The 26,495-nt window shown below is 75.3% G+C and carries 16 protein-coding genes and 1 pseudogene; 4 read left to right on the forward strand and 13 right to left on the reverse strand.

From position 1 onward, the window contains the following. From NT8_RS10240 to NT8_RS29850, 6 genes are all read right to left on the reverse strand, one after another. Positions 1–662 (reverse strand): SanA/YdcF family protein (locus NT8_RS10240; protein ID WP_169805208.1); only part of this gene is annotated, 662 nt, incomplete at its 3' end. Between the two features lie 50 nt (positions 663–712). Further along, on the reverse strand, positions 713–1,099 hold the full coding sequence (locus tag NT8_RS30760) for a hypothetical protein (RefSeq protein WP_245646116.1): 387 nt from the start codon (positions 1,097–1,099) through the stop codon (positions 713–715). A 594-nt stretch (positions 1,100–1,693) separates the two neighbouring features. Beyond that, positions 1,694–5,023, reverse strand: a complete 3,330-nt coding sequence (locus NT8_RS10250; protein WP_067966845.1) for an NB-ARC domain-containing protein — start codon at positions 5,021–5,023, stop codon at positions 1,694–1,696. 762 nt (positions 5,024–5,785) lie between these two features. Next, positions 5,786–6,712: an NADP-dependent oxidoreductase gene (locus tag NT8_RS10255; protein ID WP_067966848.1), complete on the reverse strand. Its 927-nt coding sequence runs from the start codon at positions 6,710–6,712 to the stop codon at positions 5,786–5,788. Between the two features lie 353 nt (positions 6,713–7,065). After that, positions 7,066–10,212: a tetratricopeptide repeat protein gene (locus tag NT8_RS10260; protein WP_067966851.1), complete on the reverse strand. Its 3,147-nt coding sequence runs from the start codon at positions 10,210–10,212 to the stop codon at positions 7,066–7,068. A 185-nt stretch (positions 10,213–10,397) separates the two neighbouring features. Continuing rightward, on the reverse strand, positions 10,398–10,781 hold the full coding sequence (locus NT8_RS29850) for a peptidase inhibitor family I36 protein (protein ID WP_067966853.1): 384 nt from the start codon (positions 10,779–10,781) through the stop codon (positions 10,398–10,400). Between the two features lie 377 nt (positions 10,782–11,158). Here NT8_RS29850 and NT8_RS10270 point away from each other — a divergent pair, with 377 nt between their 5' ends. Then, the gene (locus NT8_RS10270; protein ID WP_067966856.1) at positions 11,159–13,393 is read left to right on the forward strand and encodes a 3'-5' exonuclease; all 2,235 of its coding nucleotides are present in this window, start codon (positions 11,159–11,161) and stop codon (positions 13,391–13,393) included. Between the two features lie 194 nt (positions 13,394–13,587). Continuing rightward, positions 13,588–14,274, forward strand: a complete 687-nt coding sequence (locus NT8_RS10275) for a hypothetical protein (RefSeq protein WP_169805209.1) — start codon at positions 13,588–13,590, stop codon at positions 14,272–14,274. Between the two features lie 219 nt (positions 14,275–14,493). Here the strand turns inward: NT8_RS10275 and NT8_RS28485 are convergent. From NT8_RS28485 to NT8_RS31240, 4 genes and pseudogenes are all read right to left on the reverse strand, one after another. Continuing rightward, positions 14,494–14,643: pseudogene (locus NT8_RS28485) on the reverse strand (ATP-binding protein); the annotation flags it as partial. A 1,449-nt stretch (positions 14,644–16,092) separates the two neighbouring features. After that, complete coding sequence (locus NT8_RS10285; protein ID WP_067966865.1) at positions 16,093–17,751, reverse strand: catalase; 1,659 nt, start codon at positions 17,749–17,751, stop codon at positions 16,093–16,095. 287 nt (positions 17,752–18,038) lie between these two features. Then, on the reverse strand, positions 18,039–18,989 hold the full coding sequence (locus tag NT8_RS10290; RefSeq protein WP_067966868.1) for a type IV toxin-antitoxin system AbiEi family antitoxin domain-containing protein: 951 nt from the start codon (positions 18,987–18,989) through the stop codon (positions 18,039–18,041). A gap of 938 nt (positions 18,990–19,927) precedes the next feature. Next, positions 19,928–20,896: an EI24 domain-containing protein gene (locus NT8_RS31240; protein WP_067966871.1), complete on the reverse strand. Its 969-nt coding sequence runs from the start codon at positions 20,894–20,896 to the stop codon at positions 19,928–19,930. A 101-nt stretch (positions 20,897–20,997) separates the two neighbouring features. Between NT8_RS31240 and NT8_RS10300 the strand changes: the two genes are divergently transcribed. Next, the gene (locus NT8_RS10300; RefSeq protein WP_067966874.1) at positions 20,998–21,501 is read left to right on the forward strand and encodes a GNAT family N-acetyltransferase; all 504 of its coding nucleotides are present in this window, start codon (positions 20,998–21,000) and stop codon (positions 21,499–21,501) included. Positions 21,502–21,716: 215 nt separating this feature from the next. After that, positions 21,717–22,715, forward strand: a complete 999-nt coding sequence (locus NT8_RS10305; protein WP_067966876.1) for an HNH endonuclease — start codon at positions 21,717–21,719, stop codon at positions 22,713–22,715. Between the two features lie 59 nt (positions 22,716–22,774). Here the strand turns inward: NT8_RS10305 and NT8_RS10310 are convergent, their stop codons facing one another. From NT8_RS10310 to NT8_RS10320, 3 genes are all read right to left on the reverse strand, one after another. Then, complete coding sequence (locus tag NT8_RS10310) at positions 22,775–23,890, reverse strand: D-alanine--D-alanine ligase family protein (protein WP_067966879.1); 1,116 nt, start codon at positions 23,888–23,890, stop codon at positions 22,775–22,777. Positions 23,891–23,959: 69 nt separating this feature from the next. Beyond that, entirely contained in the window at positions 23,960–25,267 is a 1,308-nt protein-coding gene (locus NT8_RS10315) for a trans-sulfuration enzyme family protein (RefSeq protein ID WP_084468809.1), read from the reverse strand. Positions 25,268–25,436: 169 nt separating this feature from the next. Further along, positions 25,437–26,474, reverse strand: a complete 1,038-nt coding sequence (locus NT8_RS10320) for an NAD(P)H-dependent glycerol-3-phosphate dehydrogenase (protein ID WP_067966881.1) — start codon at positions 26,472–26,474, stop codon at positions 25,437–25,439. Between the last annotated feature and the right edge of the window lie 21 nt (positions 26,475–26,495).

Consider the following 26,495-nt stretch of genomic DNA (forward strand, 5'->3'; position numbering starts at 1 on the left):
CCCGCCTCGGCGGGCGCCTGGGGGCGTGCGGCGTCGAGGGCGGCGCGCACGGCCCCGTCGGGCGGATCGGCGCGCACGGGGGGCGTGCGCAGAGCGGCGTCGCGCAGCGCCTTGGCGTTGGCGCCGACCTCGCGCAGGTAGCCGTACACGGTCGATCGGGAGCGGCGGCTGAGGCTGGGGTCGCCCACGCCGACCGCGTCGATGCCCACCGCGCGGCACAGCGCGACGGCGCGCGGGAGGTGGAACGCCTGGGTGACCACGATGGCCGCCTCGACGCCGTAGGTGTCGCGGGCCCGCACCGCGGTGTCCCAGGTGCGGTAGCCGTGCGGGTCGGCGACGACCGCCGCCTCGGGGACGCCGTGCGCGGTCAGGTAGGCGGTCATCGTGTCGGTCTCGTGGTGGGAGACCGGGCGGTTGTCGCCCGACACCAGGACCGCCCGCACCCGGCCCGCCTCGTACAGCCGGACGGCGAGGTCGAGTCGGCGGGCCAGCAGCGGCGACGGGCCGCTCGGCCAGGCGGCGGCGCCGAGCACGATCACCACCGGCCGCGCGGGGGCGTCGTCGAGTTCCGCCCGATACCGGGCGCTGGCCGCCCGCACCCACACCGTCGGTGCCGCGGCGAGCGCCGCCCCTGCGGCCACCGCCCATGCTCCCGTCCCCACGCGTCCTCCGCTCGCCTCGGGGGCGCCGGTGGGGCGCCCGCGTCCGCAGCCTAGCGGCCGCCTGCGGCGCCCCCGTCCGGCCTGCGGGCCGGCGGATCGGGCGGACCGCCGAGCACTCGCCGCGCCTCGGCCCACGTCCGTTCGAAGTCCTCCGCGGTGACCTCGGCCGCCCGCGGCCATGCGCGCCACCCGTTCACGGGGGCGTCGCCGAGGACGCCGTACCGCCGTTCGTACGCCCGCATGGCCGCGAGGCCCGCGTGGTCGCGCAGCCGGATGACCTCCACCAGAGAGGCCGCCGTCACCGGCCGCCCGTCCTCCCCGCTGATCTCGACCTGGCGCGCCGGCCACCCCCTCTCTTCCAACTCGAAGTACAGCCACAGGTCGCGGTCCTCGTCGTAGGCACGGAACCGGGCCGTCACGCCTTCATCGCCACGCACGCCCTTCACCCGCCACCGCCCTTCCTCCGGGGACCGCCGGACCATACGACCCCGCCCCCGCTCCACAACCCCACCGACCGCGCCTTCCCCTCAGCGGGACCCGGCCGTCACGCCCCCGTAACCGCGCACGCCCTCCACCGGGCAGCACCCTTCCTCGGGGACCGCTGCGGTGCAGCCGTCACGCCCCCGTTCCACAGCCCCGCCAACCGCGCCTCCCCCAGCGGGATCAGGCCGCCAACCTCCCATCGCGACACACGTCCTCGACCGGGCAGCGCCCATCTCCCGGGAACCGCTGCGGCGCACCGACCCGCCCCTCCACGGCCACCGACCGCGCCGCCCCCTGCGCGAGACCGGGCCGTCACACCCCCATCACCGCGCACGCCCGTCACCGGCCACCGTCCCCGGGGACTGCAGCGCGTACGACCCCACCGACCGCTCCTTCCCCTCAGCGGGCCGGGCCGCCGATCCTCCATCGCGGCGCACGTCCGCCAGCGGCCACCGGCCGTCCTGTGTGGAACCTGTGGCGCCCCGTCCCGCCCCACTCCACGACCGCGTCGGCCGCCCCTCCCCCTCAGCGGCTTCTCCGCTCCTTGCTCAACGGATCTCCCAGCCGGTGAAATCGGGCCGCCCTTCCACCAGGACGCGCCGCCACTCGTCCGCCTCGCCGGCGAGGTCGGCCCGGTCCTGGTCGAGGGCGGCGGCCTTCGCGTCCGCCAGGTGCGCCGCGACCGCGCTCGGCTCGCTGCCACCCGCCGACAGGATGCGCGCCAGCAGGATCGCCGTCGCGATGCGCCCCGAATGGTTCGCCCGCTCGCCGTAGGCCGAGCGGGCCAGTTCCGCGTGTTCGCGGGCGGCCTCGATCTGGGCGCGCGAGCGGGGCGCGACCGCCGCCGGGCGCACCCCCGCGGCGGCGTCGGCGGCCGCCGACGGCCCCACCGCCGCGCGGAACAGCTCCTCGGCGGCGAGGTGGTGGGCGCGGGCCTCCCAGCGCTTGTCGCCGGGCCCGCCCTGCCGCTCGCTGTCGGCGGCGCGCAGCCGGGCGAACCCGTCGGCCGCCTCGCGGATGAGGGCGCGGCCGTCGGTCCAGTTGCGGTCCCGGATGAGGACCCGGCCGAGCGTGAGCTGGGCGCGCCGCATCCCCCACTCGTCGCCCATGCGCTCCATCAGGCCGATGGCCTCCCGCAGCATGTCCGTGCGCCCGGCGACCGACCACCTCCGCCGCCGCTCGCGCGCCCGGGCCCGGCCGCCGGTGGCGGCGCGGGTGAACGCGGCCTCGGCCCCGTCGGCGTAGGGGCCGAGCCGGTCGGCCGCCCGCCGCTCCAGCTCCTCGCGGCACTCCTGGCGCAGCTCCATGTGCGTCTTGAGGGTCTGGGGCGCCCGGTTCTCCCGCTCGCGCAGCCGCAGCTCCCGCGCGTAGTCGCGTTCGACCTGGTCGCGCAGTTCGGTGCGCCGCCGCCGGTTGAACACCAGGTCGCACTCGCGGTACTGGCGCTCCAGCGCGTCGCCGTCGAGTTCGCCCATCACCCGCAGGCACTGGGCGACGTACCAGTGGCGCTCCTGCCGGGCGAAGCGGACCCGCATCTCCTCCAGCAGGTACCACGCGTGGAGTTCGCGGCCGCGCGCGGCCAGGACCTGGGCGAGGAGGATGCGGGTGAGGTCGCACTGGGTGTCGTCGCCTTCGGCGGTGAACGCCGCGCCGGCGCGCTCCAGCAGTTCGCGGGCGGTGTCGTGGCGGCCGAGGTCGAAGTGGAGTTCGGCCAGGTTGTACAGCGTGCGGGCGTGCCACCAGCGTTCGCCGGTCTCCGCGAAGACCCGCTCGGCGAGGGTCAGCTCCCGCTGTGCCGCGTCCAGGTCGCCCCACCGCTGCAGGCTGACCGCCCGCGAGCGGCGGGCGCGTGCCGTCCACCGCTGGTCGGCGTCGATCTCGGCGAACACGTAGGCGGCCCGCTGCGCGTAGGTGTCGCCCATCCGGTAGCCGCCCCGGCCGCCGGACAGCTCGGAGGCGTCGAGCAGGCCCATGCCCAGGGCGAGCGCGTCGCGGTTCCCGAGGGCGACGGCGAGCTGCGCCTCGACCGCCTGGTCCCACTCCGCCCAGTGGGCGCGGATCTCCGAGCAGATCGCCGCGACGGCGCGCGCCAGCCGCCACGCGACGCGGACCAGGCCGTCGTCGGCGGCCATCCAGATGCAGCCGAGCACCACCTCGCTCTCGCGGTCCAGCCACTCGTGGGGGCGTTCCGGGGCGGTGAGGCCGAGGTCCCGGTGGACCCGGTCCAGCCCCGCGTCGGCCGCGAGGGGCGGCTGGGGGAAGCCGACGTCGGCCGGGCGGCGGCTCTCGGCGACCCGCTCCACCAGCCACGCGTAGGCGCGGACGAGTCGGGCGCGGGCGGCCCGGGTCGCCTCCTCGGTCCACGCCCGGCCCTCCTCCTCGGTCAGGCCGAAGTCGGTGGGGCGCAGCGCCCGCAGCGTGTCCCGGACCAGCTCGTGCAGCCGGTACCGGTAGACGCCGTCGTCGGCCCGGCCCAGCGCCTGGAGGAGGTAGAGCGACTGCAGTTCCTCGATCACGGCGCGCGCCGCCGCCCGGTCCACCCCGAGCAGGGCGGCCGCCGCGTAGTCGGCGACCTCGTCCATGCCGGTGGCCGCCATGCGGCGCAGCAGCAGCCGCGCCGCCGGGCCGCACATCCGGTAGACCACGGTGAACGACGCGGGGAAGCCGCGCGGCCCCAGCAGCGGGGTCTCGTCCTCGCGCCGCAGCTTCTCCAGCAGCCGACCGGCGTCGGGCCCCGACGGCGAGGCCAGGTGCCGCCCGCACATCGACACCGCCAGCGGCAGGCCGTGGCAGTGCTCCACGATGCGCCGGCGCAGCCCCCGCTCCTGGTCGACGTCGGCGGCGGGGTCGACGGGGGCCAGGCGCTCCAGCAGGTCGACGCCCTCGTCGGCGGTGAGTCCGTCGATCGTGACCGCCGTGAACGCGAACGCCGCGTCCTGGAACGACCGGCGGCTCGTGACGAGCACCGCGCTGAGGGCGCTGTTCGGCAGCAGCGCCTCCACCTGCGCCGGGTCCTCGGCGTTCTCCAGCAGGAGAAGCATCCGCCGCCCGGCCGTGATGGTGCGCCAGGCGTCCTCCAGCTGCCGGCGGGGGCCGCGCGGGGTGTCCCCGGCCGCGTCCAGGGCCTCCTCCAGGAGGCTCGTCACCGTGCGCGGCACGCTCGTGCCGAGCCGGGGGCCGGCGGCCAGGCCGTCCGCCTCGGGCTCCTCGGTGCGGCGGCGCACCCGGGGCAGCCACCGCGCCCGCCCGGCCTCGGGCACGGCGCCGGTTCCGGGGGCCGCGCGGAGGCCGTTGGCGTCGGGGGCGGTGTCGTCGGCGCCGTCGGGCGACAGGTTGCGGCTCAGGTCCATCCAGCGCACGCCGTCGGGGAAGCGGTCGGCGACCTGGCGCGCCACCCGGTTGGCGAGCTGGCTCTTGCCCGTCGCGGGCAGGCCCGTGACGACGATGACCAGCGGGGGCTCGTGCGCCGTCGCGGCCCCGCGCGCGAGCCGGGGCGCGGCCAGACCGCGCCACCCGTCGCGCGGGAAGCGGGTGAACAGGGACCGCATCCGCTCCTGCTCGGCGTCGTAGCCGACGAAGTGCGCGACCGGCTGCAGGAGGTTGTTGCCGAACCCCTCCTTCCAGACGGGACGGCCGGAGCGGGGGCCGCCCAGCGCCTCGGGGCCCAGGTAGACGGCCGCGATGGCCTGGCCGACGGCGCCCAGCAGGCTGCACGTCCACAGCACCGAACGGGGCAGGTCCTGGAACATGTCGGGGGTGTTCTGCAGCCAGACGGCGGCGGCGACGAACAGCACCGCGCCGAACCCGAGCACCGACCGCACCACCCGCGCCCGGCCCGGCGGCCGCCCGCCACCGTCCCACGCCTTCCGGTCGCCCATCCGCGCTCCCACCGTCGACGCCAGCGCACCGGTGCGGGCCGCCCCCGCGCGGACGGCCGTGTCCCACCGCCGCCCACCGGTCCGCCGCTCGCGCCGACCACCGCGAAACCCCGCGTCCACGGGGATTCCGCGTCATCCACTCCGACGGTCGTCCACCCTCCCACGTTCCCGCAACCCCACGCCCCAACGGCCCACTCCGGCCACGAGACCGCCGTGCCCGGTCGACCGCCGCGTAGCGGTGAGTCGACGGCCATCCGGTGGAATGCGAACGTCTTGGAGGGACCATCCCCGCACGCGCGGGGAGAAGCCGGCATCGTGAGCACGCGAAACGATCCGGAGGGGCCATCCCCGCCTGCGCGGGGAGCAGTGGAGACCTACGTCGACCGCATCGCCCCGGTGGGGGCCATCCCCGCGCGCGCGGGGAGCAGCGCGCCGCTTCGGCGGCGTGTTCGGCGGCGGTGGGGTCATCCCCGCGCGCGCGGGGAGCAGCGCTCGGACAGGTAGGCCGCGACCCGCTGCCGGGGGTCATCCCCGCGCGCGCGGGGAGCAGTCTTTGTGACCTGGGGGTTCATCGCGGCGGAGGGCCGTTTTCGGCAACTTGTTGTGACGCCCCGGGCGGAGTTCCGGGGAAGGGTACCGCGACCGCCGCAGGCGGTGCGGGGGTTCGGCCAGGTCGATGGGGTCGGCGGGGTCGGCGGCTTCCGCACCGGGTGTGCAGCGGGCTTGCGCCCGCCGCACCACCCGGCGCTCCGGGTCGGTCGGTCAGGAGGGCATGACCTCGACCGCGATCTTGCCTCGGACGTGGCCCTCCTCGCTGCGGCGGTGGGCGTCGGCGGCGCGCTCCAGCGGGTAGGTCTCCGCGACGTCCACCGTCAGCTTGCCCGCCTCGACCAGGTCGACGAGCGCCGTCAGGTCGGCGCGGTCCGGCCGGACGAACACGTAGGCGCCGCCCCGCTCCGCGACCGACGCGTCCACGATCGACGCCACCCGGGACGCGGGCACGCCCAGGTCGTAGGTGGAGATGAGCGCCTCGCCGCCGACCAGGTCGAGGGAGGCGGTGGGCGCCCCGATCGCCTGGACGCGCTCGACCAGGCCATCCCCGTAGGTCACGGGTTCGGCGCCCAGGGACCGCAGGTAGTCGTGGTTGCGCTCCGACGCCGTCCCGATGACGCGCGCCCCCGCCGCGCGGGCGAGCTGCACCGCGACCGACCCCACCCCGCCCGCTGCGGCGTGGACGAGCACCGTGTCCTCCGGCCCGATCTTGAGCGCGTGGTGGAGCGCCTGGTAGGCGGTCAGCCCGACGAGCGGCAGGCTCGCGGCCTGGGCCCAGCTCAGGTTGCGGGGCTTGCGGGCCAGGGTGCGCACCGGTGCGGCCACCTTCTCCGCGAACGTGCCGCCCTTGACGACGTCCTTGCGCACGTAGCCGATGACCTCGTCACCGGGGGAGAACTCCGGCACGGCGGGGCCCGTGGCCTCGACCGTCCCGGCGACGTCCCACCCGGGCACGACCGGGAAGAACACGTCAATGGCGCCGTCCAGGTAGCCCTCGCGCATCTTCCAGTCCACCGGGTTCACCGAGGACGCCGCGACCCGGACCAGCACCGAGTCGGGGCCGACCTTCGGCTCGGGGATGTCGGCCACCTCCAGCACCTCGGGGCCGCCGTACCGCCGATAGACGATCGCCTTCACGCCTGTCACCTTCTCCATCTCCGTCGGGCTGCCGTCCGCAGCGGGCGTCGCGGCCCTCGGCCGCGTCCACCGCCGCGCGTGCCGGTGCGGCCGCGCGAGGGCGGCCCGGCACGGCCCCGGCCGACCGGGACTGCGCGCACGGTCCGCCGCCCGCCCGGCCGATGCGTGCCCGTCCGGGCACGCATCGGCACGCGTTCGGCCGGGGCACGCCCCCCGACGCGCCCCGGCCGTCCCCCTCGCCTACCCGCCCCACGCCCCGTTACGCATTCCCGCCCCCGCGATCTCCCCCGGTCCCGGGTGTCCCGCGTCACGCCCCCGCACGGCCCCCGCGCGGCGTGCCCGGGACGCCGCCGTCAGCGGCCGAGGGTGGGATGGTCGAGGGGTTCGCCGAGGATGGTGGTGGTGACGTGGCGGACCTCGTCGTGGAGGGCGCGGGGGACGAGGCCGTCGCGCAGGCCGGCGCGGGCGCGGTCGCCCGCGTCGTCGAGCAGCACCAGGGCGCGGTGGTCCTTGCCGGAGCGGTGCAGGATCTTGCCGAGCAGGACCTGGGCGCGCAGCTGGCCCGACAGGTTGCTCAGCCCCTGGTAGCCGAGGTAGGCGCGGGTGGCCGCGGCCTCGGCCGGGCCGTCGAGGTTGGCGTCGAACAGCACCTCGGCGGTGCGGCGCAGGGCGCGCGCGTGCCACCACCGGTCGCCGAGGCGGGCGAAGCCCTCGGCCGCCGCCTCCATGTCGCGGCGGGCCCGCTCCGGGTCGCGGGCGACCCGCAGTTCGCCGAGGACGAGCAGGGTGCGGTAGCGGCCCCACGCGTCGCCCACCTGCTCCAGCAGGGCGTACGCCTCCTCGACCAGGGCGAGGTTGGCGTCGCGGGACCATCCCCGGTGGTCGGCGCGCAGCCGGTCCGGCCCCTCCCCCGACCAGCGGGGCGTCCCGCCGTCGGCGGTGGTGGTGAGGGCGGCCCAGTGGTCGCCGCCGAGGAGGTCGCGGGCGCGGTCGGCGTGCTCCCGGTACCAGCGGGCGCCGAGTTCCGCCGCGCGGGCGCGCACCCGCGTGGGCGAGCCCAGGGACCGGCGCCACACGTACTCGGCGACGGCCTCCCGCCGCTCCCGCTCCCGGGCGGGGTCGAGCAGCAGGTCGCAGGTGTCGTACTGGCGGCGCAGCCGGGCCGGGTCGAGCCGGCCGAGGGCGCGCAGGCAGCGGGCGCGGTACCAGGCCCCGCCGTCGTCGCGGTCCAGGCGGTCCAGCGCGTCGCGCAGGGTGAGCCACGCGTCGAGGTCGCGGCCCATGTGCCCGAGGACGTCGCCGAGCAGCAGGCGCGACGTCGCCGACCGGCCGGTGTCGCCCTCGGCGTCGAAGCGGGCGCGCGCCTCGGCGAGGAGGCCGCGGGCGCGGGCGTAGTCGCCGCGGAACCGGTGGAGTTCGCCCAGGTTGGCGAGGGTGCGGGCATGCCAGAGGCGTTCGCCGTGCCGGGCGAAGACGCGTTCGGCGCGGCGCAGCTCCACCTCGCCGTCGTCGCGGTCGCCCCGCCGGTACAGGTTGACGCCGAGGGCGCGCGCGGCGCGGGCCGCCCACCGCTCGTCGCCGCCCGACAGCACCAGGCGGGCGGCGCGGGCCCGCACCACGGCGGCGCCGTGGTCGCCCTGCCCGCCCGCGATCTCGGCGCGCTCCAGCAGGGAGACCCCGTAGGCCCACCGGTCGCCCAAGCGCAGGGCGAGCGCCGACGCCCGCTCCCCGGCGGCCCGCCAGTCGTCCCAGTAGGCGCGGGCGCCCCGGCACAGCGCGGTGAGCGACCGGGCCAGCCGCCACCCGGTGCGGACGTCGCCGCGGTCCCGCGCCAGGTCCAGGCAGGCCCACAGGCTGCGGCGCTCGGCGTGCAGCCACGCCTCGGGGCGCGGCGGCGGGGCCAGGTCCAGGCGGGGCGACGGCGCGGGCCGGGGCGGGGCGTCGTCGTCGAAGCCCCACTCGCGGGGGGCCATGGCGCGGGCGGCGTGCTCGGCGAGCCAGGCGTAGCCGGTCAGAAGCCGGTCGACGGCGGCGGCGAACGCGTCGTCGGACCACGCCGCGTGCTCGGCGGCCGGCAGGTCCAGGTCGCGGGGGCCGTTGCGCTGCAGGATCGCGCGCACGTACTCGTGCAGCTGGTAGCGGGGCCCCGCTGCGGCGTCGGCGTGCAGGCGGACGACGAGGTAGCGGTCGCTCATGTCCTCCAGCAGCGCGGCCGTCTCGCGGGTCGGCGCGTCCAGCAGGGCGGCGGCCGCCCAGGGGGTGAACGTGGTCAGGCCGGTGCGGGCGACGCGGGCCAGCAGCAGCCGCTCCCGGGGGGCGCACTGGGCGAACCGGTCGGCGAAGGCGGCGGTGATCCCCGCGGGGCCCAGCAGGTGCCGCCCGGTGTCCTCGCGCAGGCGCGCGAGCAGCCGGTCGGCGGGCGGGCCGTCCTCCTCGGCGAGCCGGCTGCCGCACCAGCACAGGGCCAGCGGGAGGCCGTAGCAGTGGGCGACGATCGACCGCAGCACCTCGGGGTCGGTCGCCCGCGCGGCCCCCGCCGAGCCGGTGATGCGGCGCAGCAGCCGTTCGCCCTCGTCGGTGGACAGGGCCGGCAGCGGGTGGCGGTGCACGTAGGTGGGGGCGGCGGCGAACGCGTTGCGGCTGGTGATGAGGACGGCGCAGCCGGGCCCCTTGGGCAGCAGCGGCTCGACCTGGGCGAAGTCGCGGGCGTTGTCGAGGACGAGCAGGAGCCGCCGGTGCCGGGTGACGGTGCGCCAGCGGGCGGCCAGCTCGTCCAGGCCCAGGCGGCCGTGCGGGGCGGCGCCGACCTCGGTGAGGAGCTGCACGAGGACCCGTTCGGGGCGGCGCGGGCCGCGGCGGGCCGGACGGAGGCGGGCCGGTTCGCCGCGCGCCCGCCACCAGCGGCGCAGCAGTCCGGGCGCGTCGCCGGGGCCGCCGGGCGGCGGGGCGCCGGGGGCGCCGTCGTCGTCGCGGTCGCCGTACAGCTCGAATTCCAGCTTGCCGTCGGGGAAGCGGTGCTCGACCCGGTCGACGATCTGATTGACCAGCTCGGTCTTGCCCGTCCCGCCGTCGCCGGTGACCGCGACCACCAGGGGGCCGCTCTCGGCCGCCGCGCGGCGGCGCGGCAGGGGGAGCCGGCCGCGGCGGCCGGCGGGGAAGCGGCGGAATCGGTCGAGGATGTCGGAGAGGGCCGCGTCGCGGCCGGTGAAGTGGGCGCTGCGCAGGGGCAGGCGCTCGCGCAGTACAGCGGGGGCGCCGGGGGTGGCGGAGCCGGTGGACTCGGGGCCGGGGTCGGTGCGCCGCACGCGCAGGATCTCGCTGACCGTGCCGAGCACGCCGGAGGCGGCGCCGCCCAGCAGGACGGCGAGGAACGGGGCGTCGGGGAAGACGTCGCCCACCATGGCGAGGGCGCCCGCCGCGCCGCCGGCGCCGATCAGGCCGCCGACCAGCCGCCACCGCGGACCGGGGCGTCTGTCGCCCGCGTCGGCGTCGTCCGGCATCGGGCCCTGCGCTCCTGTCCTCGTGCGGGTGGGGCCCTTATTGTTCGGCCGCGCGGACGGCCGTGTCCATCGGCGTTTCCCGGCGAACGGGGTTGTTCACCGACTTTTCATGTGATCCCGCGCAGGGCGGACAGGTGGTGGGCGCCGCGGGCGCGGGGGGATGCGCCCGCGGCGACCTGCCCCGATCAGCAGGGGCGGAGGGAGGACGCGTGGTCGTTCTCGCGCGGGAGGACGTTGACGCGGTAGCCGTCGTACATGACGTGCTCCTCGCCGGAGTAGTAGGAGTCGAAGTACCAGCAGTAGGTGATGCCGGAGTCGTTGGCCCACGACGACATCCGGTCGTTGAACCCGATGTCGCCGAACCAGGGCAGCTCCCCGGGGGCCGCCACCGCGTAGCCGCCGCCCTGGAACTCGTAGTCGCGGAACAGGCAGACGTAGCCGTGGGGGCAGTGGGTCTGGCCCTCGGGGATCGGCACGACGTCCTGCTGCGCGGCCGCGGGGGCGGCCAGGGGAAGCGCCGACACCAGTGCGGCGGCGGTGGCGGCGAGCGTCGCGGTGAAGCGGTTCATGGATCTCCGTTCGGGGAGGCGGCGCGGGATCGCACCCGTCGGCGTGTTGATCTCACCCGCGCCGCTCCCCCAAACCGCCGGTCCGGCGCCAAAACACGGTCCGACCTGGCCGTATCCCGGTTTGCGGGCAAAGGTCCCTGCGGCCGGACCCGACCTGGTGACCCGGTTCGGACCGCGGCGCCGGCACCGCCGACCCCCTCCCGGGCGGGCCGACGACCGGCCGGCGCCGGGGCGACCCGCGCCCGCGCGTCGGCGTCCGCCGGAGAAAAGTGGCCGCATCCGGCCTGAATGTCACCATCATCGGCTAGAACAAAGTGGAAAGGCACACATCGTGCGGGTTCCGCCCACGCAGACGCGCGCCCGAGAAGAGGAGGCCCATGCCCCATCTGGCCATCGACGCGACGTGTCTCCCCCAGTACGACAAGCTGGACCGGCCGACCCGCGAACGCCTGCTCGCGGTCACGCGCAAGTTCCGCGAACTCCCCATCGGCGCCCTCCTGTCCCACCCCGACCTGCGTATCCGCCCGCTGCCCGCGGGCCAGGACCCCCGCATCCGCACGTTCCGCATCAGCGACACCTGGACCGGCGTCATGCTGGCGCCCGAGTCCGGCGAGACCTTCCTCCTCGTCCATCTGCTGCCGCGCGACTCCGCCGAGGACTGGGCGGGCGACCAGCGCCATGACGTCAACTCCGTCATGGGCACCCTGGAGCGGCGCGACGCCACCGCCCTGGAGCGCGCCGGCGAGCGGCGCTCGGCCGGGCGCCGGCCCTCCTCCGGCGGCGCCCGCGACCGCCCGGTGCCCGCCGCCTCCCCCGCCGGAGCCGCGCCGGCGGCGGCCGCGCCCGCCGCGCCCGCCGGCGGCGCCTCGGCCGACGGCTCCCCCGCCCCGCTGTTCGCCCACGTCAGCGACCGCGACCTCGCCCGGCTCGGCGTCGATCCCGAGATCCGCGACTTCTGCCGCGCGCTCGGCGGCATCGGGGAGCTGCGCGACTGGCGGCCCGCCCTCCCCCAGGACCAGTACGAGGTGCTCAGCGCCCTCGCCGAGGGGCATTCGGTCGCCCGCGTCCTCGATGAGGTCGTCGCCCCGCGCAGGCCCTCCGTCGGCGCCGTGGCCACCGACGACTACGACACCGCCATCCGGCACACCCGCGAGCGCGTGATCGTCGTCAACGACGACCAGGAGATCGAGGACGTCCTCGCGGGCGAGTTCAACGCCTGGCGCATCTACCTGCACCCCAAGCAGCGCGACCTCGCCTACCGGGCGCGCTTCAACGGGCCCGCCAAGGTGTCCGGCGGGCCCGGGACCGGCAAGACCGTGGTCGCGCTGCACCGCGTGAAGTACCTGGCCGAGCACCTGCCGCTCGGCGGCCGGGTGCTGCTGACCAGCTTCACGAACGCGCTCGTGGAGTCCCTCAAGCGCAATCTCGCCCTGCTGATCCCGCCGGAGCTGGTGGCCGACGTCGACGTGGTGACCACCGACAAGCTCGCGCTCGACGTCGTCAAGGAGGTCCACCCCGACGTCCGGCTGCGCACCGACACCAAGGGCGTCTTCGCCAACTACAGCCGCCAGCACCGGCTGCCCTACCCGGTCGACTTCCTGTTCTCCGAGTACCGCCACGTCGTCATGGCGCAGGGCATCACCAGCCTCGACGGCTACCTCGACCCCGACGCCCGGCGCGGCCGCAGCACCCCGCTCAGCGTGCCCCAGCGGCGCGAGGTGTGGCACGCCATCAGCGAGGCCCGCGCCATGATGCGCCACAGCCGCCGGCTGCCCGCCGAGGACCTGCACGCCGAGGCCGCCCGCATCCTCGACGCGCGCGCCGGCAAGCCCTACACCAACCTCGTCGTGGACGAGGCCCAGGACCTCCACCCGGCGCAGTGGCGCACCCTGCGCGCCGCCGTGGAACGCGGGTACAACGACATGTTCATCGCGGGCGACAACCGGCAGCGGATCTACGACAACACGGTGTCGTTCCGCCGGCTCGGCATCGAGGTCGTCGGCCGCTCCTACCCGCTGCGGGTCAACTACCGCACCACCGAGGAGATCCTGACCTGGGCCGACGGCATCCTGCGCGGGCACGACGTCACCGAACTCGGCGAGACCCTGCCCGAGCCCGCCGGCACCACCCGCTGCGTCCTCAGCGGGCCGCCGCCCGAACTCCACGGCGCCGCCGACGAGCCCGCCGAACTCGACGCCGTGGCCGACCGGGTGCGCCGCTGGCTGGCCGACGGCATCGCCCCCGGCGACATCTGCGTCACCGCCCGCACCAACCGGCTGCGCGACTCCGTCGCCGCCCACCTGCGCGCCCGCTCACTCCCGGCCTCGATCTTCAACCCGCGCGAGCACGCCGTGACCGACGCCGCCGGGACGGTCCGCGTCACGACCATGCACGGGGTCAAGGGCCTGGAGTTCCGCGCGGTCGCGGTATCGGGCATCACCGCCGACGCCCTCCCCCAGATGGACCACGTCACCAGCGCCGACCTCGACGAGAACCAGCACCGCGCCGACCTCGACGCCCAGCGCTCCCTCCTCTACGTCGCCTGCACCCGCGCCCGCGAACACCTCTACGTCACCTGGCACGGTGCCCCGAGCCCCTTCCTGCCGACCTGACGCGCACGGAAACGGGGGAGTCCGAAGGCGGAGTACTGTCCGGGGCGGGGACGCGCACCTGGTACCGGCCCTCGAAGGTGCCGCTCACCTCGCCCGGCCGCCCGGTGGGACACGCGTCGATACGCCCTCCCGGCGCGCACTAGATTCAGGGGATTGCTCGGTCATACCGCGCAAACCACCCCCTGGAGGATGCGGTGTTCAGTCGTGATGAGCGAGTGGAGTACGGGGAGGCCCTGATCGAGGTCGCGGCCCGTGCCACGGTCAGCCACCTCTTCGGGAACCCCCTCGACAAAACGTGGGTCGACGTCGGCGACGACTGGATTCGGTCCGGGGCACGGGGGCGGTGGTCCGGGTCGGACCAGCACCTGGCGATCGCGCTGGAGGTCGGTCGCGCGGGCGCCCACCGCTATCTAGATGATCTGGGGCTGCGTCCGACGGACACGCAGCCCGCTGCCATCGACCACCCCAACGGGGTCAATCCCGAACAGGCCAGGGAAGACGCCGTGAAGATCATGGGCGACCCGACGGTGTGGGAGGCGACGATGGCCTTGGCCGAGCGGTTGGACCGGCAACCCGACCTTAACCGTGCGGAGATCATCGGCGTCCTGAGCCGGTTTCCCCTGCACGATGTGCGCCCGGCCAGAGAGGCTGTGGTCCCTGCAAAAGTGCCCGAGAAGTTGCGATACGGACCCAACGGGGTGCAGCCTCCCCACCACCCCACCCACCAGGACCGGCTCCCGTTCCACCTGGATGACATCGTGCGCGAGGCCGAAACGGCGTCGAGGCCCGGCAGGATGGGCGGCCGCGCCCGGACGGGCGCGGCGGCGTTGCGCGAGCGGCTGGGCCGGATGCGCCCAGGAGCCCGCCGCACCGGGCAGTAGTAAGCCGGCGAGAGCCCGCGGCCCTCACCGCCCTCGGCATCCTGTGCCGCCTCGCCGCCGCGTTGGCCGACCCTGCGGCTCTCGACTGCTCTGCACTCGGTCGCGCCGCGATTCGTCTTGACGCGCTCTCCGGTGTGCCCGTGGACCTCACCCCGGTACGGGCCGCACTCCGGCGTGTCGCGCCGCCTGAACACGGCCGCGACGACCGCGGGAGGTGACTCAGGCGGCGGGCCAGCTGCTGTTGGACATGTCGAAGGCGAGGTAGAACCAGACCTTGCGGAAGGTGGGGTGGCCGTTGTCGCCCCAGGCGGTGGCGAGGCTGTCGACGAGGGCGAGGCCGCGGCCGGAGTCGGCGGTGAGGCGGTCGCCGAACGCGGCGGCGGTGAGGTAGCGGCGCTCGGTCGGGTCGGGGGCCGGTCGGAGGCCGGCGCCGAGGAGCGCGCGGGGGGTGCCGGCGGCCGGGGTGTCGAGGGCGGGATCGGCCGGGCGGAGCGGGGCGTCCAGGGGCGGGTCCGGGGTGGGGTCCTCGGCGGTGGGCCGGGCGGCGTCCTCCGGTGGGGCCGACACCGCGTCGGTAGCGCCCTCGGGGGTGCCGTCCTCGGCGTTCCGGAGGGCCGAGGGCCGGTCGGCGGGGGCGGCGTCCCGGGAGGTGCCGGGTCGGGGGGCCGACGTGGCGTCGTGGAGGGCCCCGGGACGGGCCCCGGGACGGGCGTCGGGGCGGGCGTCGGGGCGGGGGGCCGGGGCGGGGGTGGTGGACTCGGGGGGCGGGGCATCGCCCGGGGAGGGGGCGTCGGCGTCGAGGTCGGTGACCGGGCGGGGGCCGCCCGCCGCGCGGGTGCCGCTGTCGCGGCAGGTGAGGGTGAGCCCGCGGACCGAGCGCTCCACCTTGAGGGTGTAGTGGCCGCCGGGGTCGCCGGAGCGGGTGTGCTTGATCGCGTTGGTCGCCAGTTCGCTGCCCAGCAGGTCGAAGACGTAGCGGTAGTCGTCGTCCTGGGTCGCCGCGCAGGTGTCGAGGAAGGCGTGGACCAGGGGCATCATCGCCGGTTCGCCGCTGAAGTCGAAGGCGCGGCGGGTGAAGTACCTGCGCTCCGGGTTGCGGTCGAAGTAGTGCTCGTACCCGGCCGGGATGAGGTGGTCGAGGGCGGGGCGGTCCTCGGGCATGGGCGGCACGGGTGCGAGGAAGGGCATGGATGACTCCTAGAGCACATGCGGGCGTGCGGAGGGAGGCCGGCGACGGCGGAGTGATCGTTCCAGGGGAAGTCAAGCATGGTTCCGGACCGGTCGGTGCCGCGGGTGGCGCGCCGGGCGGGTGATTCGTCGCGTCGTGGGATGGGTGGCGCGTTGCGGGCCCGTCCGCCGCACCCGTGGGTGGGATGGCGCGCTGAGGCAGGCGATACGTCGCGTCGCGGGACGGGTGGCGCGCCAGGGCGGGCATCCGTTACGGCGTGGGACGGGTCGCGGGCGTTGGTGATCCGTTGCGCCGTAGGCGCGTTGATGCGTCGGGGCCGGTGACTCATCACGCCGGCCGGGTGGCGTGATCAAGCGGTGACCCGTCACGGCGTGGGACGGGTGGTGGAGCGCCGGCGATCCGTCGCGTGGTGGGTCGGGAGGACCGCTGGGGCGGTGAGTCGTCGCGGCGTGGGCGGGGTGGTGCGCTGCGGTCCGATGGTCTGTTGTGGGGGGCGGGTGGTCTGGTGGGGTGCGGGCGGTGGGTGGGGTGGTGGGGTCTTCACGGCGGACCGGGCGCCCCCGGGAGGGGGCGCCCGGCCGGTGCGCGGTGGCGGCTCTCGCGCACGTCGGGGGTGGGTGGGCGACGGATCAGCGGGTGACCTCGTGGCGGGTGTTGGGCACGCAGTGGGTCATGGTGAGCCCGGTGACGTCGCGCGGACCGTTCTTGCCGAGGTTGGCGAGCCGGGAGCGGTCCTCGTCGGTGAGGTCTTGGCTCTGCAGCGGCTCCAGATGCGAGACGTCGGCCGGGCTGATGCCCAGTCCTTCGCCGACGCGCAGCCCGAGTTCGTCCTCGACCAGGAGGAAGTGCCACACCATGCGCTCCTGGATCTCGCGGACGCACTGCGACAGCAGCGTGGTGAAGTTGTGGACGAGGTCGTCGCGCTCCCACTGCTCCATCAGGCGGAACCGCTGGCCGGCCTGCTGGTAGTCGTTGGTGCGGGGGATGCGCTTGCGGGTGACCCGGCCGACGATCTCGGGACCCTGCTCGTCGTGTGTCGGGTACTGGGCCTCGCGCAGGCCGCCGGTGATGGACGGCTCGTAGTTGACGTGCGGGTTCTCGCCGCCGCCGTCCTGGTGGTAGGCCATGAGGCCGTCGCGCTGGTTGGTGCGGACCTGCGCGTTCTTGGCCTGGTTGACCGGCAGCTGGAGGTAGTTCGGGCCGACCCGGTACCGCTGGGTGTCGCTGTAGGAGAAGGTGCGGCCGACCAGCATCTTGTCGTCGGAGAAATCGAGGCCGTCGACGAGCACCCCGGTGCCGAAGGAGATCTGCTCGTTCTCGGCGAAGTTGTCCGAGACGTTGCGGTCGAGGACGATCCGCCCCACCGGCTTGGGCGGGAAGTCCTGCTCGGGCCAGGTCTTGGTGTCGTCGAGCGGGTCGAAGTCGAGTTCGGGGTGGTCGCCGTCGCTCATCATCTGCACCAGCAGCTCCCACTCGGGGTAGTCGCCGCGGTCGATGGCCTCGTGCAGGTCCTTGGTGGCGTGCCCGGTCTCGTGCGCCTGGACGTTGGCGGCGTCGGCCTCGGTCATGGACCGGACGCCCTGCTTGGGCATCCAGGTGTACTTGACCAGGACGGTGTCGCCGTCGGCGTTGACCCACTTGTAGGTGTTCACGCCGAATCCCTGCTGGTGCCGGTAGTCGGCCGGGATGCCGCGCGGGCTGAACAGGTTGACCAGCATGTGCATGCACTCGGGCGTCTGCGACATGAAGTCGAAGATGCGGTTGGGCTCCTGCCGGAAGGTGACGGGGTCGGGCTTGAGCGCGTGGATGACGTCGGGGAACTTGATGGCGTCGCGGATGAAGAACACCGCGAGGTTGTTGCCGACGAGGTCCCAGTTGCCGTCCTCGGTGTAGAACTTGATGGCGAAGCCCCGGGGGTCGCGCGCGCACTCGGAGGAGTCGCGGCCGCCGATGACCGTGGAGAAGCGCAGGGCGATGTCGGTGCGCTTGCCGCGCTCCTGGAAGAGCTTGGCCCGGGTGTAGCGGCTGATGGGTTCGTCGCCCCAGGCGCCGTACGCCTCGAAGTAGCCGAACGCGGTGGCACCCCGGGCGTGGACGACGCGTTCGGGGATGCGCTCGCGGTCGAAGTGGCTGATCTTCTCCAGGAACTGGTAGTTCTCCAGCGTGGCCGGCCCGCGGGCGCCGACGGTGCGCTGGTTCTGGTTGTCGTAGACCGGGTGGCCCTGGCGGTTGGTGAGGACCTCGCGGTCGTCGCCGTCGCGCGGCCCCTGGCTGGCTACGTCGGTCATCGCAGAAACCCCTGCCATTCTCTCGCGATGTCGGTGTTCGCATGCAAAGCTGCTCCGCTACCCAGGCGTCCGACCGCCATGCACGCCGTGGTCCCCGGCGGCCGGATCAGCCCCCATCAGTCCCCCCGGTGGAAGAGGTGGTCGCCGAGGGCGGTGGGGTCCTGGTAGGCGAGGTCACGGTGTTCGGCGGGGTCGAGCGCGGCGCGATAGGCGGTCGGGGCGAGGGCCGGCGGGTCGGGGGTCGGGCACTGTGTGGAGGTGGCCGAGGGCGCCCGGGGGGACGCGGATCACGCCGGGACCGGGGCGGCGGGCACGGGGGCGGGGCGGTCGCGGCGGGCGTCGATGATCATGGCGGCGATCTCCTTCGGGTGGTGGAGGTCGCTCCAGGTGAACCGGAGCAGGACCAGGCGTTCGGGGGCACTGACGATGGCGTTCTGCCGTCGGCGGTCGGTGTAGAGGGCGTCGGGCAGCCCGTGGGACGCGTGGCCGTCGGCCTCGACGACGACGCCCCAGTCGGGCCAGGCGAGGTCGGCCCGGCCGACGATGACGCCGGTGGAGTCGTGGACCGGGTACTGCAGGGCGGGGGGTGGCAGGCCGGCGTCGTGGCAGATCAGGCGGAGCCGGGTTTCGAGGGTGCTCTGGGCCCGAGGGTCGGCGAGCCCCCACCAGGGGCGGCTGCGGGGGGCGCCGACGCGGCCCGCGTTGGCGGCGGCCAGCGCCGGGAGGTCGGCGGGGTCGACGAGCCCTTGGTTGAGGGCGGAGTCGAGGACGCTGACGGCGGTGGCGCGGTCGGTGAGCAGGACGGTGTCGCGGAGGGTGCGGGCGGGCGTGGTGAGCCGGATGCCCTTGTGCAGGGTGGTCTCGCCCGGGGCGACGTTCCACCCGTGCAGGCAGAGCCCGGATCCGCCGCCCCCGGTGCGGGTGGGGACGGAGAGGTGGACGTGCTCGAAGCCGGGGCCGCGGAGGAGTCCTTGGAGCCGCCACAGGCGCGCGGCGGTGGGACCGACGGCGACCGCGCGCGGCCCATGCGCCAGTTGGGCGGCCATGACGCGGGCGGCGAGCGGTGGCGCGGGATCGTCGCGGGTGCAGTAGACACCGGTGCGGACGCGCCGCCAGTGGTGGCGCCGGACCATGCGGTCGATCTGCGCAGGGGTCAGCCCGCAGTCGAGGGCCTGGGCGCGGGAGATGACCCCGTGCTGGGTGGCGGCGAGGGCATGGACGTGCGTCAGGTCCGGCATACGTCCAGGTAAGCGCGGGGCGGGCGGGGGGCGCAACGCGGATTTCCCGGCTGTGGATAACCCGGCCGACGGCCGAAGGGTGGCCGGCGAAGGGCGGCGGGCGGCGGCCGATCCCCTGTGGACTTGGTGGCCGATCGCGGGCGGCGGGACGGCGTCGTGGCGTCCAGCGCCCTCGGCGGCAGCGAGGGCGACGCCGGACGCCCCACCCCGCCGGTGATCGGCCGTGAACGCCCGTGAACCCCCGCCCGATGACGGCTCGAGCCGGCACCGATCGGAGCCGTCACGACCGAGGTCCGCGGCCCCGGCTCCCCCGGCCGCTCCCGGCCGAGCCCCCCGGCGCTCCCCCGCCGTTACACAAAGGCGCGTGGCGTGGACGCGGCCCCGCCGAACGGCGGCCGTAGGACGGCCGCAGCTCCAGGTGGCGGCGCACCGTACGGGTCGACGGGACGGGCACCGGGACCGGTCGACCGCTGGGGCGGCCGGGCCACGGACCCACGGGCGGGCCAGCCCGCCGAGGGGCGAGTGGTCGGCCCGTGGGACGGCCCGGCCACGCCCTATCGGGCGGGTCGGCTCGCCGGGCAGCGGGGTGGATCGGTGCCAGTAGGGCGGCCGGGCCACGAACCCACAGGGTGGGACGGTCAACCAGGCAGCAGAGCTGATCGACCGACGGGACGTCCCGGCCACGCCCCACGGAACAGGTCGGCCCGCCGGACAGCGGGGCCGGTCGGCCAGGTCCGAGCCACGGGCCCATGGGGCTAGTCGGCCCACCGGCCAGCGGGGCGATCGGCCGGTAAAGCGCCCCAGCCACGCCTCACAGGGCGGGACGGCCCGCCAAGCAGCGCCGAGTCGGCCAGCGGGACGTCCGTGCCATGCCCCACGGAACGGGTCGGCCCGCCAAGCAGCAGGGTTGGTCGCCCGCCGGGCAGCGGGGCGGGCGGTCAGTGGGTGGGCGGGGGTGTGGGGCCGTTGCCGCCGTGCGGGCCGTGGGTGCCGTGAGGGCCGGGGCCGCCGGAGGGGGGACGCTGTCCGTACTGGGGAGGCGCGCCCGGGGGGGTGCCGCCGGCATGCGGGGGCGGGGTGGCACCCGGGTAGGGCGGGGTGGGGCCGGGCTGGGGGGCTCCATACGGGAGGCGGCCGGGGCCGGGGGGCGCGCTCGCGGCGGGGATGAGGCGGCGGGCGAGGATGGTGCCGCCCGCGGTGGCCGCCGGGAAGACGAGGACCGCGACGAACGGGATGGCGAGCAGCAGGTAGCTGGGGACCGCGAACCCGAGGACCAGCATCCGGTGCCGCCCCATGTGCCACCGGCGGTCCTTGAGGCGGCGCAGGCCGCGGCGGTCGAAGGCGGTGCCGACGAGCTCCATGGTGAGCATCCACCCGCCGAAGACCGCGGACAGCGCCGGCACCACCGTCTGCCCGACCACCGGGATGAACCCCGCGAAGAACATCGGGACGGTGACCAGCGCCGTGATGAGGATGATCGTCAGCGACTGCCGGATCGCGCGGGCCACGGACCCCGCGATCGACTCCTCCGCCTGAGGCGGCGCGTCGCCGAGTTCGTCCTCGACGTCCTCGGCGATCTTGTCGTACAGCGGGAAGCCCAGAGCCAGGGTGAGGCCGGTGAAGCCGACCACCATGATCAGGACCGACCCGGCGACGAGGATCACCCCCGTTGCGGCGCGCACGGTGGTGCGCCACCCCTCCGACCACCCGTCGGCGAACGGGGTCAGCCAGGCCGTGAGGGACTCGATGTTCATGATCAGCGCGATGAACGCGGCCAGGAACAGCAGGGAGGTGAAGAGCGGGGGGATGGCCCCCATGAGGAAGAGTTTCGGTCGGCGGAAGACCATGCCGAAGCCGCGCAGGAGGATACCGACGCCCGACGCGGCGTCGCGGATGGGAGTGCTCACGAGGCCCGACCCTACTGAGAACGGCGTTTCGGGTCATCTCGGCCCGCTGCGGCGCGGCCGCCGTACTGGCGTGCCCGGCGGCCGCCTGCTGGGATGGGCCCATGACCGAGCGGACGACCGTCACCTACCTGGAGATGACCGACCCCGGGCGGCTCCGCCCCGCCGCCGAGGTGCCGGGGCTGGAACTGGTACCGGCCGAGGCGGCGTCGTCGCTGGTCCGGGCGGTGCTGACGCGCGTGGCCGCCCCGTACGGGTGGGCCGTGGCGGAGTGGACCGACGCGCAGTGGGCGGACTGGACCGCCCGTCCGGGGCTGCGGCACTGGCTGCTCACCCTCGACGGGGCCGAGGTGGGCGTGGTGCAGGCGCTTCCGGAGCCGGGCGGTGCGGTGCAGATCACCAAGTTCGGCCTGGTGCCGGAGGCCGTCGGGCGGGGTCTGGGCGGCCACGCGCTCACGCTCGCGCTGCGGGCCGCGTGGTCGCTACGCCCGCGCGACGCCGTCCGGGTGCGGCGGGTCCGGCTGCACACCTGCACCCGCGACCATCCGCACGCGCTGCCGAACTACCGCGCCCGGGGGATGTCGGTGACCCGCACCGAGGTCCGCTGACGCCCGCGCGAGGACGGCTGCAGGGTGTCCACCGTCTCCTGCCCGGTCGGCGGAGGCGCGGCGACCGGGTCTCCGGGGCCCGCCCGGTCCGCCGGTCACCTCGGTTCGAGGCCGTGATGACCCGACCGCATACCTTCGCGGACCGTAGGCCGCGGCGGCGCATCCGATCGAGCTCCACCCCTTCGGCTGTCGCCTGCCGCGCCTAGGCTGACGCCATGCCCCTGACGGACATCACTCGAGACGCGGTCCTCCAAGCGATCGCCGAGTACGACGCTCTCGGCCAGGACGCCTTCCTCCGTACCCACGGTTTCCAGCGCGCGCTCTCCCACGACCTCGTTCACAACGGCAGAACGTACGATTCCACGGCGATCTGCGGCGTCGCCCACAAGTACGCCACCGGGCGCCTCCTCCGCGCCTCGGAGTTCTCCGGCGGGGCGGCCACCGTGGGCCGGAAGCTCGGCGCACTCGGCTTCGAAGTCCGCTCCACCCCCGGCATCCCGTGGGCCTGGGACGAACTGATCCTGGCCTGCGACCTGTTGGCGCGACACGGGTGGACACCGCTGGACACCTCTCGACCCGAGGTGATCGAGCTGTCCGGAATCCTGCGACGCCTTCCCCTGCACCCGCGGGACAGGCGCCCCGCCAACTTCCGCAGCCCTTCCAGCGTCCGTCTGAAGATGGCCAACATCCGCAACTGGCGCGAGGGCAACACGAACAAGAAGACCAACGGCAGCGCCCTGGACCGGGACATCCACCGGGCGTTCGTGGAGGCTCCCGAACGGATGCACGCCGCCGCCAAGCGCATCCGCGAAGGGGTCCTCTCCGGGGAGCTGGCCGGGCTTCCCCCCTTGGAGGAGGCGGAGGAGGAGGTCAGCGCCCTCGAAGGCCTTCTTCTCGCCCGCATCCACTACGCCCGCGAACGCAGCCGCGGGCTCCGCACGCGGAAGATCAGGCAGACACGCGCCCAGGGCAGACCGATCGCCTGTGAGGCGTGCGGTTTCGACTTCGCCGAGGCCTATGGCGACCGCGGAGACGGGTACATCGAGGTGCACCACATCGTCCCCCTCCACCACATCGGGGAGAGCGAGACGCGCCTGGAGGACCTCGCGCTGCTGTGCGCCAACTGCCACCGCATGGTCCACGTGTCCACGCCCTGGCTGACCGTCGACCGGCTGAGCGCCCTCGTGGCGGAGCAGCGCACGAACAAGGCCTGACTCAAGCTGCCAGCCGGTCCGACGGCGCCGTCGGGTGGGGCGGGCGGCGCGGGGTGATGTCAGCGGAGGCCGGGGGGGCGGGTGAGGGCGGTGCGGAGGATGCGGTCGACGAGGGTGGGGTAGTCGACGCCCGTCGCCGCCCACATCTGCGGGAACGCGGACGACGGGGTGAACCCGGGCATGGTGTTGATCTCGTTGACGTAGACCTCGCCGTCGTCGCCGTAGAAGAAGTCGACGCGGGCCAGCCCCTCGCACCCCACGGCCTCGAAGGTCCGGGCGGCCAGGCGGCGGATGTCCTCGATCGCGTCGGCCGGCAGGTCGGCCGGGATGGTGAGGCTGCTGGTGGAGAGGTACTTGGCCTCGAAGTCGTAGAAGTCGAAGCCCTCGGCGACGTGGATCTCGGCGGGCAGGGACACGTCGGGGGCGCCGCCGTCGAGGGACTCCAGGACGCCGCACTCGATCTCGCGGCCCGCGATGGCGGCCTCCACGATGACCTTGGGGTCGTGCTCGCGCGCGGCCTCGATGGCGGCGACGACGGCGTCGGTGTCGGAGGCGTCCGCGACCTTGCTGATGCCGACGCTGCTGCCGGCCCGGGCGGGCTTGACGAACAGGGTGGCGCCGAGCTCGGCGATGTCGTCCAGGACCCGCTTGCGCTCGCGCCGCCACCGGCCGTCGGTCACGGCGACGTACTCCCCGCTGCGGATGCCGGACCCGCGCAGCAGGGCCTTCATCAGGACCTTGTCCATCGCGGCGGCGCTGGCCAGGACGCCGGCGCCGGCGTAGCGGGCGCCCATCATCTCGAACAGCCCCTGGATCGTGCCGTCCTCGCCGAACGGGCCGTGCAGCAGCGGCAGGATGACGTCGACCTCGCCGAGGCGGTGCGGAACGGCGCCGGGTTCGAGGACGAGCAGGTCGGCCCGGGAGTCGAAGGGCAGGGCGAGCGCGGTGCCGGACGCGTCGACCACGGGCAGCCTCCCCTGGTCGATGGCGAGCCGGTCGGTGTCGCCGGACTCCAGCACCCAGGTGCCGTCGCGGGTGATGCCGATGGGCACGACCTCGTAGCGGTCGGTATCGATGACCGAGATGACGCCGCCTGCGGTGACGCAGGAGATCTCATGCTCGGAACTGCGCCCGCCGAAGACGACGGCGACCCGGATCTTTCGCTGCTCGGCCATGCTGCCCGACCCTATCTGCCTTTGCACTTACCCGGAACCGACCGTTTCGGCCCGGTACGTCCGTCCCGCTCAGCCCTCCGCCGCGCCGGGGCGGTCCGCGGGCCGCCACTGCTCGGCGCAGCGGTCCAGCGACGCGAGGGCGTCGGCGATGAGGTCGGCGGGGTCCTCCACCCCGATGGAGAACCGCACGGCGCCCGGGCCGATCCCGGCCGCCTGGAGAGAATCGTCGCTCATCTGGCGGTGTGTCGTTGAACCGACATGCCCGACGAGGGTGTGCGTACCGCCCAGCGAGGCCGCGATGGTGGCGACGCGCAGCCCGTCGGCGAACGCCATGCCCGCCTCCCGCCCGCCGTGCGGGGTGACCGTCACGACGGCGCCGTACCGGCCGGCGTCGAACAGCCGCGCGGCGAGGCCGTGCCCGGGGTGGGTGGGCAGAGCGGGGTGGTCGACGCGCTCGACGGCGGGGTGGGCGGCCACGGCGGCGGCGAACTCGGCCGCCGTGGCGCACTGGCGCGCGACCCGCAGCGGGAGCGTCTCCAGCCCGCGGTGCAGCAGGAACGCCTCGTCGGGGGCGAGGCAGGGCCCCAGGTCGACGCGGGCGGAGCGGATGGCCGCCATGGTGTCGGGCCGTCCGACGACGACGCCGCCGGTGGCGTCGCTGTGCCCGCCGAGGTACTTGGTGCCCGAGTGCAGCACGAGGTCGGCGCCGTGCTCCAGCGGCCGGCACACCGCCGGGGAGGCGAACGTGGAGTCGACCACGAGCGCGGCCCCGGCCGCGTGGGCGATGCCGGCGAGGGCGGGCAGGTCGGAGACCGTCATGGTCGGGTTGGAGAGGGTCTCGGTGAACACCACCGCGGTCTCCGGGCGCACGGCGGCGCGCACCGCGTCGAGGTCGGTGATGTCGACGAAGTCGGTGGCCACGCCGAAGCGGCGCAGCAGCCCGTCGAGCAGCGAGTAGGTGTTGCCGTAGATGGAGCGCGACGCCACGACGTGCGCGCCGGCGGCGGTGAGCGCGAGCAGGGTGGTGCTGATGGCGGCCATGCCCGAGGCGAACGCCTGGCCGCGCACCTCCCCGTCGACGCCCGCGCCCTCCAGGGCGGCGACGGCGTACGCGAACGCCTCGGTGGTCGGGTTGTCGATGCGCGCGTAGGAGTAGCCGGGACGCGCACCGTCGAGCACGTCGGCGTACTCCTGGGAGGTGGCGAACTCGTAGGTGGTGCTGCGGTACACCGGCAGGCGCAGCGGGCGCTCGTCGACCGCCGGCCCGGTGGGCAGCCCCACCGCCCGCGTGTTCTCCCCCGCTCGGGCGCCGTCGCCCCCGCCGCCGTGGCCCGTGCCGCCGTGGCGGATGCCGCCGCTGCTCGTGTCGTGGCTCATCTCCGCGTCCCCCCTGGATGCGGCGCGACCGGGCCGGGGACGGCGGTCCCCGCGGTCGCGCGGTGAAGTGGTCGGCCCGTGGGCCGGTCGTGCGGCGTACCGCCGCGCGGGCGCGCCCCGGCGGGCGGGCCGGCGCCCCGCCGCAGCGGGGCGCCGCCGCCCGCGCGGGTCACACGCCGTAGCGCTCCGGTTTGGCGGTGCGCGACATGAAGGCGTGCAGCGCCTCGGCCGGGCTGAGGTCGTGGTGCATCATCGCGACGACGGCCTCGGTGATCGGCATGTCCACCCCGTTGGCGCGGGCCAGCGCCAGCACGGACTCCGACGACTTGACCCCCTCGGCGGTCTGCCGGGTCTCGGCGATGACCTGGTCGAGGGTCATGCCCGAGCCCAGGCGCTCGCCGAACGTGCGGTTGCGCGACAGCGGCGAGCTGCACGTGGCGACGAGGTCGCCCATGCCCGCCAGGCCGGCGAGGGTGTGCTCGTCGGCGCCGAGGGTCACCGCCAGGCGCACGGTCTCGGCGAGCCCGCGGGTGATCAGCGACGCCTTGGCGTTGTCGCCGAACCCCATGCCGACCGCCACGCCGACGGCGAGGGCGATGACGTTCTTCACGGCCCCGCCCAGTTCGGCACCGACCAGGTCGGTGGCGGTGTAGGGCCGGAAGTAGGCCGACTTGCAGATGTACTGGAGCCGGACGGCGGTGGCCTCGTGCGGGCAGGCCACGACGGCGGTGGCCGGCTGGCGCTCGGCGATCTCGCGCGCCAGGTTGGGCCCCGAGACCACCGCGACCTGCTCGGCGGGCACCTCCAGCACCTCGGTCACGACCTCGCTCATGCGCAGGCAGGTGCGCAGCTCGATGCCCTTCATCAGGCTGACGATCACCGCGTCGGCCGGGATGTGCGGGCGCCACGCGGCGAGGTTGGCCCGCAGCGACTGGGCGGGCACCGCGAGCACCACGAACCCGGCCCCGGCCAGCGCCTCGGCGGGGTCGGCGGTGGCACCGAGGGCGGGGTTGAGGGGGATGCCCGGGAAGTAGTCGGGGTTCTCGTGGCGCTGCGCGACGGCGTCGACGACCTCGGAGCGGCGGCCCCACAGCACGACGTCGGCGGTTCCGGCGTCGGCGACCACGTTGGCGAACGCGGTGCCCCAGGAGCCGCTGCCCATGACGGCGACGCGGCGGCGTTCGGGGGCGGGCGGGGCGTTGGTCATCGCGGTCTCGTCTCTCCTCGT

This window comes from Nocardiopsis trehalosi NBRC 14201 (assembly GCF_001552555.1).
In the GTDB taxonomy this organism is placed as follows: Bacteria; Actinomycetota; Actinomycetes; order Streptosporangiales; family Streptosporangiaceae; genus Nocardiopsis_B; species Nocardiopsis_B trehalosi.

Bases quoted from the DNA above. Each gene is read 5' to 3' on its own strand.
- NT8_RS10260 (WP_067966851.1), bottom strand. From the start codon at position 10,212: ATGCCGGACGACGCCGACGCGGGCGACAGACGCCCCGGTCCGCGGTGG.
- NT8_RS10270 (WP_067966856.1), top strand. From the start codon at position 11,159: ATGCCCCATCTGGCCATCGACGCGACGTGTCTCCCCCAGTACGACAAG.
- NT8_RS10285 (WP_067966865.1), bottom strand. From the start codon at position 17,751: ATGACCGACGTAGCCAGCCAGGGGCCGCGCGACGGCGACGACCGCGAG.
- NT8_RS10290 (WP_067966868.1), bottom strand. From the start codon at position 18,989: ATGCCGGACCTGACGCACGTCCATGCCCTCGCCGCCACCCAGCACGGG.
- NT8_RS10320 (WP_067966881.1), bottom strand. From the start codon at position 26,474: ATGACCAACGCCCCGCCCGCCCCCGAACGCCGCCGCGTCGCCGTCATG.
- NT8_RS10305 (WP_067966876.1), top strand. From the start codon at position 21,717: ATGCCCCTGACGGACATCACTCGAGACGCGGTCCTCCAAGCGATCGCC.
- NT8_RS10250 (WP_067966845.1), bottom strand. From the start codon at position 5,023: ATGGGCGACCGGAAGGCGTGGGACGGTGGCGGGCGGCCGCCGGGCCGG.
- NT8_RS29850 (WP_067966853.1), bottom strand. From the start codon at position 10,781: ATGAACCGCTTCACCGCGACGCTCGCCGCCACCGCCGCCGCACTGGTG.
- NT8_RS10310 (WP_067966879.1), bottom strand. From the start codon at position 23,890: ATGGCCGAGCAGCGAAAGATCCGGGTCGCCGTCGTCTTCGGCGGGCGC.
- NT8_RS10300 (WP_067966874.1), top strand. From the start codon at position 20,998: ATGACCGAGCGGACGACCGTCACCTACCTGGAGATGACCGACCCCGGG.
- NT8_RS10315 (WP_084468809.1), bottom strand. From the start codon at position 25,267: ATGAGCCACGACACGAGCAGCGGCGGCATCCGCCACGGCGGCACGGGC.